Source organism: Deinococcus sp. (genome assembly GCF_025362455.1).
GTDB lineage: Bacteria > Deinococcota > Deinococci > Deinococcales > Deinococcaceae > Deinococcus.
The window spans coordinates 23,270-30,528 of the sequence record NZ_JANYGJ010000137.1 but is presented as its reverse complement, the minus strand read 5'-3'; the positions used below and the strand labels follow the sequence as shown (position 1 = coordinate 30,528).

Here is a 7,259-nt window from a genome sequence, read left to right as displayed (position 1 = left end):
CGTCGGCTCAACCGAGAATATGACCTGCTGCCAGAGGTGACCGAGGCATTCATACAGTTGACCTTTATTCGTATCATGATCCGGCGACTTGCTGAGTTTGAGCGGGAGAAACAGCTTGAATCAGCAGCCTAGCGGCAGCCTTACGCTTTCCAGACAGTCTCTAGGGTGCAACGCTGGACTGATACCTAGATCGCCCGCACCTCCAAGTCATGACGAGGCGCCGTAAGTGGTAGCCTGCGGGTGTTCACATTGGTTTTTTCGATGGCTGGCCTGCTGCGGGGTGAGACGTGAAGATCACGGTCAAGCAACTCGGCTACTTCATCGCGGTGGCCGAGGCAGGCTCCATCGCGGGCGCCCTGCCGGGCCTCAACGTCTCGCAGTCGGTGGTGACCGAGGCCATCCACAAGCTCGAAGGCACGCTGGGCACGGCCCTGTTCGCCCGTCACGCCCGTGGCATGGGCCTGACCCACGCGGGCCATCAGTTCCTGCGTCACGCCGAGGCGGTGATGGCCGCCCTGGACAGCGCCGAACGCTCGATTCGTGCCCGGCCCGACGCGGTGCAGGGCACGCTCAACCTGGGGGTGGGCAGCCTGGTCACGGCCTACTACCTGCCGGAGCTGCTGGCCCGTTTCGAGCGGGTCTTTCCCGGTGTGACGGTGAACGTCACCGAGGACCGCCGCCAGGACATCGAGCACCGCTTGATCGGCGGCGAACTCGATCTGGCGGTCATGAACGTGGCCTCGTATGGGGGCGGAGCCGGGCTGGACCGCCAGGCGATAGAAACCCGCACGCTAATCCGGGCGCCCTGGCTGGCCTGGCTGCCCGGCAACCATCCACTGCTCGGTTCCCAGAGCGTCAGCCTGAGCCAGTTGCGCGGTGAGCGGCTGCTGACCCTGAAAAGCGACGAGCTCGAAGACGGCACCCGCCAGATGCTGAAGCTGGGCGGCCTGCGAGCGGCGGGGTTGCGGACCTCCAGCACCGAGGCGCTGCGCAGCCTGGTGGCGCTGGGGCTGGGCGTGGCGGTGCTGCCCAGCCTGCTCTACCGCCCCTGGTCGCTGGAGGGTGACCGGCTGGCCTCGCGGCCCATTACCGAAAGTCTGCCGCCGCTGGAAGTCGGTGTGGCCTGGCGGCGCGGCAGCCCGCTCCCTTCGGTGGCCGAGCAGTTTCTGGTGGTCGTGGGTGAGCACGCCCGGACGCACGGCAGTCCGTAAACCAGTGCCATCGCTTTGGCCGATGGCTGGCATTCCCCGGCCTGACTTGTGCTGAGCTTGGCCTGACCTTAACCTGGGGAGGTCCATCCTTTGACTTACCGCCTTCCATCAGGAGGTTTCACGTGTTTCGATCTACGAATCGACAGTGGATGTTACTCGGCAGCAGCTTGTGGATGATGCTCTCACCGCTGCAAGTGGCCAGTGCGCAGAGCGGCGCCATGCTCGGCGCACTGGGCAAAGGCGAGGGCCAACTCAGCGTCATCGCCTGGGCGGGCTACCTGGAGCGCGGCGCCAGCGACAAGGCCTACGACTGGCTGACCCCCTTCGAGAAGCAGAGCGGCTGCAAGGTCAGCGTCAAGGTGGCGGGCAGCAGCGACGAGATGGTCTCGCTGATGAATCAGGGCGGCTACGATCTGGTGACGGCCAGCGGCGACGCCAGTTTGCGCCTCGTCTACGGCAACAAGGTCCAGCAGATCAACCTGGGGCTCATTCCCAGCTACGCCAAGATCAATCCCAAGTTGCAGAGCGCTCCCTGGAACACCGTGGACGGCAAGCACTACGGCGTGCCCTACCAGTGGGGGCCGAACGTGCTGATGTACAGCACCAAAGCCTTTAAAACGCCGCCGACCTCCTGGGCCGTGGTGTTCAAGGAGCAGACGCTCTCCGACGGCAAGAGCAACAAGGGTCGCATTCAGGCATATTACGGCCCGATCTATATCGCCGACGCCGCGCTGTACCTGATGAAGACGCAGCCTGCGCTGGGCATCAAGAACCCGTATGAGCTGAACGAAGTGCAGTACAAAGCTGCCCTGGAGCTGCTGCGCGGCCAGCGCAAACTGGTGCAGCGCTACTGGAACGACGCCAACGCCCAGGTCCAGGACTTCACCAACGAGGGCCTGGCCGCCAGCCCGACCTGGCCGTTTCAGGTCAACACCTTGCAGGCCAACAAGCAGCCGATCGCCAGCGTAGTTCCGGTGGAGGGCGCCACCGGCTGGGCCGACACCACCATGCTGCACGTCGATGCCAAGCATCCGAACTGCGCCTACAAGTGGCTGGAATACAGCCTGAGTCCCAGGGTCCAGGGCGACGTGGCCGCCTGGTTCGGCTCGCTGCCCGCCGTGCCCGCCGGATGTCAGGCCAGCGCCCTGCTCGGCAAGGACGGCTGCAAGACCAACAACTACGAGGCCTTCGACAAGATCTACTTCTGGAAGACCCCCGTGGCTAAATGTGCCCAGGGCGCCTGCGTGCCCTACAACCGCTGGGTGAGCGACTACATCGCCATTCAGGGGGGAAGGTAGAGAGGGAGGTGGGAAGTAGGGAGTGGGGAGTGGGTGAAGAGCAGGCTGGGGTGGTGTTGCTGACCCCTCTCCTGCGGAGCTTTACAAGTCGCCCCTTGTGGGAGAGGGGAGCTGCGCAGCAGCGGGGTGAGTCGCTAGACCTGCTTGCAGAGGGGACCACCCGGCAGCGTCCCCACCCCATGCATGACATTCTCTTTAATCCCGTGTCTGCCCAAATTTTTCCCTACTTCCCACAACCCACTCCCCACTTCCCACTCCGGTGCCCCAGATGACCGCCACACTCACCCCTCCATCAATACCCTCACTCGCCGTCGAGCTGCGCGGGCTGGTCTGCACTTTCGGCACCGTCAAGTCTGGCACCGTCAAGTCTGGCACCGTCAAGTTCGGCACCGTCAACGCCGTCGATCACGTCGATCTGGAGATCCGGGCCGGTGAGTTCTACTCGCTGCTGGGGCCGTCGGGCAGCGGCAAGACGACCTGTCTGCGCTTAATTGGCGGCTTCGAGCGGCCCACGGCGGGCCAGATTCGGCTGTTCGGGCAGGACGTGACCGGCCAGCCGCCCTATGCCCGCGACGTGAACACGGTCTTTCAGGATTACGCCCTGTTTCCGCACATGAGCGTGCTGGACAACGTGGCCTACGCCCTGACCGTGCGCGGCGTGGACAAGGCAACCCGCAACAAGCGGGCCGGGGAGCTGCTGGAACTGGTCAAGCTCTCGGCCTTCGCCTCTCGCCGCCCGGCCCAGCTCTCCGGCGGGCAGCGGCAGCGGGTGGCGCTGGCACGGGCGCTGGTCAACACGCCGAAGCTGCTGCTCCTCGACGAACCGCTGGGTGCGCTCGACCTCAAGTTGCGCGAGGCCATGCAGACCGAGCTGCGCAGCATCCAGCAGTCGCTGGGCATCACGTTTATTTATGTCACCCACGACCAGGGCGAGGTGCTGAGCATGAGTGACCGGGTGGCCGTGTTCCGTGACGGGCGCATCGAGCAGGAGGGCACGCCCCAGGATCTCTACGAGTATCCCCGCACCGCCTTCGTGGCCGATTTCGTGGGCGGCGCCAACGTGCTGCCCGGCGCACTGGTCGGGCGAGTAGGCGGGCGCTTCGCCCTGCGCCCGGAGCGGGTCGAGGTGTCGGCTGACGGCCCCGGACTGAACGCCAGCATCACCAGCGTGCACTACCTGGGCGCCCAGACCCGCCTGGAGCTGGATGCGAACGGAGTTTCGATTCACGCCCTGATTGCCAGCAGCCGGAAGTTCACGCCGGGCCAGACGGTCAACCTGCGCTGGGACGCCGCCGACCTGCGCCCGCTGGAGGACTGAGGTGGCTGCCCCCTTCCTCCCCAAGCCGTCGCTCCAGAAACCCGCTGCACACGGCCCGCTGCTGTACCGCCGCCCGGTGCTGGCGCTGCTGCTGCTGCTCGTGCCGCCGCTGCTGTGGCTGGGCGTGCTGTACCTGGGCAGCCTGCTGGGCCTGCTGGTGTACAGCCTGTATTCCATCGACGATTTCACCGGGCAGGTCGGCAACGTCCTGACGCTCGATACACTTAAATCCCTCTTCACCGCGCCCAGCAACGTGGACGTCATCGTCCGGACGGTGCTGATGGCGCTGATCGTGACGCTGGCCTGCGCGGTGATCGCCTTTCCGGTGGCCTACTTCGTCGCCTTTCACACGCGGGGGCCGCGCAAGGCGCTGTGGGTGCTGCTGATTACCTTACCGCTGTGGGCCAGCTACCTGGTGCGGGTGTATGCCTGGCGCCTCATTCTGGCGCAGGAGGGCGTCATCAGTTGGGTGACCGCCAAGCTGCACCTGAGCTGGCTGCTGGACGAGGTGTTGCGCCTGCCGGTGCTGGGCGGTCCCAGTTTGTCGAGTTCGTACCTGGGGATGTTCCTGGTGTTCGTCTACGTCTGGCTACCGTTCATGATTCTGCCGATTCAGGCGGCGCTGGAACGGGTGCCGCGCTCACTGATCCAGGCCAGCGCCGACCTGGGAGCACGTCCGGCCCAGACCTTTCGGCGGGTCATCTTGCCGCTGGCGGTGCCGGGCGTGGCGGCGGGCTCCGTGTTCACCTTCTCGCTGACCCTGGGCGACTACATCATTCCCGGTGTGGTGGGGGCGCCGGGTTTTTTCATCGGGCAGATGGTCTACACCCAGCAGGGTACGGCGGGCAACCTGCCGCTGGCGGCGGCGTTCAGCCTGGTGCCCATCGTGATCGTCGGGGTGTATCTGGCGTTGGCGAGAAAAGCGGGGGCCTTCGATGCGCTGTGATGGGAAGTGGGTTGTGGGGTGTGGGAAGGGCGGGGGAGGGATCAGCATGCGCTCTGAGCGCTCCTCCTGGGGCCTGCGGGTCGCCGCCTACCTTGGCGTGGCCTTCCTGCATATCCCCCTGCTGCTGATCATTCTCTACGCCTTCACGAGCGAGGACCGGACCTACACCTTTCCGCCGCCGGGGCTGACACTTAAATGGTTCGGCGTGGCCTTTGCCCGCCAGGACATGTGGGCCGCGCTGTGGCTGAGCGTGCGGGTGGCGACAGTGGCGACGCTGATCGCTCTGGCGCTGGGCGCCATGGTCGCCGCCGCGATGGCGCGGGCCAGGTTCAGAGGAAAAGACAGTATCAGCCTGCTCATCACGCTGCCCATCGCCCTGCCGGGCATCGTGACCGGCATCGCGCTGCTGAGCAGCATCAAGCGGGCCGGGCTGGAACCGGGGCTGGCCACCATCGTCATCGGGCACGCGACGTTCTGCATCGTGACCGTCTACAACAACGTCGTCGCCCGGCTGCGGCGTCTGAGCCCCTCGCAACTCGAAGCCAGTCAGGACCTGGGCGCCCGGCCCTTCCAGACCTTCCGCTACGTGTTGCTGCCGCATCTGGCGACGGCCCTGCTGGCGGGCGGGCTGCTGGCCTTCGCCCTGAGCTTCGACGAGGTGATCGTCACGACCTTTACCGCCGGAGCCGAGCAGACCCTGCCGATCTGGCTGTTCGGCGAGCTGTTCAAACCGCGCCAGCGCCCCGTCACCAACGTGGTCGCCATTCTGGTCATGCTGGTGACGCTGCTGCCGATTCTCCTTTCGCAGCGGCTGACCCAGGGCCACGAGGAGATGGACGGCGCCGGGAAGAGTACCTGAATGAGCACGTACCTGAAGTCCAAATCAGCCAATATCCATCCCCGACCTTCTCCCATACCGAGGTTCCTACCATGACCCAGACCGGAGCACCCCAGACCCAGACGACGCAGACCCGCGCCCAGCTCCACACGCAGCTTCTCATCGGCGGCCAGCTCGTCGCGGGGGAGGGGCAACTCCTCGACATCCTCAACCCGGCGACGGGAGAGATTATCCTGCAACTGCCCGAAGCCAGCGCCGACCAGGTGCGCGCCGCCGTGGAGGCCGCCGAGCGGGCCTTTCCCGCCTGGGCACAGACCACGCCCAAGGACCGGGGCGCCCTGCTGCTGGCCCTGGCCGACCGCATCGACGCCGAGGCCGAGACCTTCGCCCGCCTGGAGGCCGAGAACTGCGGCAAGCCGTACCCGGCGGTGCTGGCCGACGAGTTGCCCGCCATCTCGGATACCTTTCGCTACTTCGCCGGGGCGGCCCGGACCCTTCAGGGGTCCGTCGCGGGCGAGTACCTGGCCGGGCATACCAGCTTCATCCGGCGCGACCCGATCGGCGTGGTGGCCAGCATCGCGCCCTGGAACTACCCGCTGATGATGGCCGCCTGGAAGCTGGCCCCGGTCCTGGCGGCGGGCAATACGGCGGTGCTCAAGCCCAGCGAGCAGACACCATTGACCACCCTGCACCTGGCCCGCATCCTGGCCGAACTGTTTCCGGCGGGCGTGGTCAACATCGTGACCGGCGTGGGCGAGACGACCGGCGCGGCGCTGATCTCGCATCCCCGCGTGCGGATGGTCTCGCTGACCGGCGACGTGAGCACCGGGCGGCGCGTGTTGGAGGCGGCGACGGCCACCGTCAAGCGCACCCATCTGGAACTGGGCGGCAAGGCCCCGGTGCTGGTCTTCGGCGACGCCGACATCGAGGCCGCCGTCGAGGGCATCAAGGTGTTCGGCTACTACAACGCGGGCCAGGACTGCACCGCCGCCTGCCGGGTCTACGCGCAGCAGGGCATCTACGAAAAGTTCGTGGCGGCGCTGACCGAGGCGGTGGGCAGCATCAAGGTCGGCAGCCAGCACGAAAGCGGCACCGAGATGGGGCCGCTGATCAGTGCCCGGCAGCGTGACCGGGTGGCCAGTTTCGTGGAGCGTGCCCGCACCAGCAGCCATATCGAGATCACCACGGGTGGCCGGGTCCGACCCGGATCAGGCTTCTTCTACGAGCCCACCGTGGTTGCCGGTGCCCGCCAAGACGACGAGATCGTGCGCCGCGAGGTGTTCGGGCCGGTGGTCAGCGTCACGCCGTTCAGCACCACCGAGCAGGCCGTCACCTGGGCCAACGACTCCGAGTACGGCCTGGCCAGCAGCGTCTGGACCGGCGACGTGGGTACGGCCATGCAGGTCTCCAGCCAGCTCCAGTACGGCTGCACCTGGGTCAACACACATTTCATGCTGGTCAACGAAATGCCGCACGGTGGCCTGAAGAGCAGCGGCTACGGCAAGGACATGAGCTTATACGCGCTCGAAGACTACACCGTGGTGCGCCACGTGATGATCAAGCACTGAACGGGAACAGTCCAGCCAGATCAAGCAAAACGTTCTGGAGGCCAGTGACGGCACCCCAGAACGTTTGTTTTGGTTTCGGA

General features: G+C 66.1%; 6 protein-coding genes. All 6 read left to right on the top strand.

Annotation, left to right across the window (positions count from 1 at the left end; genetic code table 11):
* Window positions 1-287 precede the first annotated feature (287 nt).
* Window positions 288-1,211 carry a LysR substrate-binding domain-containing protein gene (locus Q0R23_RS10830; protein ID WP_293912944.1) on the top strand — a complete coding sequence of 308 codons (924 nt, stop codon included), beginning with the start codon at window positions 288-290 and terminating at the stop codon, window positions 1,209-1,211.
* A 122-nt stretch (window positions 1,212-1,333) separates the two neighbouring features.
* Window positions 1,334-2,509 (top strand): ABC transporter substrate-binding protein, encoded by a 1,176-nt coding sequence (locus tag Q0R23_RS10825; protein ID WP_293912943.1) that lies wholly within the window; start codon window positions 1,334-1,336, stop codon window positions 2,507-2,509.
* Window positions 2,510-2,777: 268 nt separating this feature from the next.
* A complete protein-coding gene (locus Q0R23_RS10820; protein ID WP_293912942.1) occupies window positions 2,778-3,827 on the top strand; it encodes an ABC transporter ATP-binding protein in 1,050 nt (349 codons plus the stop codon).
* Between the two features lies 1 nt (window position 3,828).
* A complete protein-coding gene (locus Q0R23_RS10815) occupies window positions 3,829-4,773 on the top strand; it encodes an ABC transporter permease (protein WP_293912941.1) in 945 nt (314 codons plus the stop codon).
* Window positions 4,774-4,819: 46 nt separating this feature from the next.
* Window positions 4,820-5,632: an ABC transporter permease gene (locus Q0R23_RS10810; RefSeq protein WP_293912939.1), complete on the top strand. Its 813-nt coding sequence runs from the start codon at window positions 4,820-4,822 to the stop codon at window positions 5,630-5,632.
* 71 nt (window positions 5,633-5,703) lie between these two features.
* Window positions 5,704-7,179 (top strand): gamma-aminobutyraldehyde dehydrogenase, encoded by a 1,476-nt coding sequence (locus tag Q0R23_RS10805; RefSeq protein WP_293912937.1) that lies wholly within the window; start codon window positions 5,704-5,706, stop codon window positions 7,177-7,179.
* The last annotated feature ends 80 nt before the right edge of the window (window positions 7,180-7,259 follow it).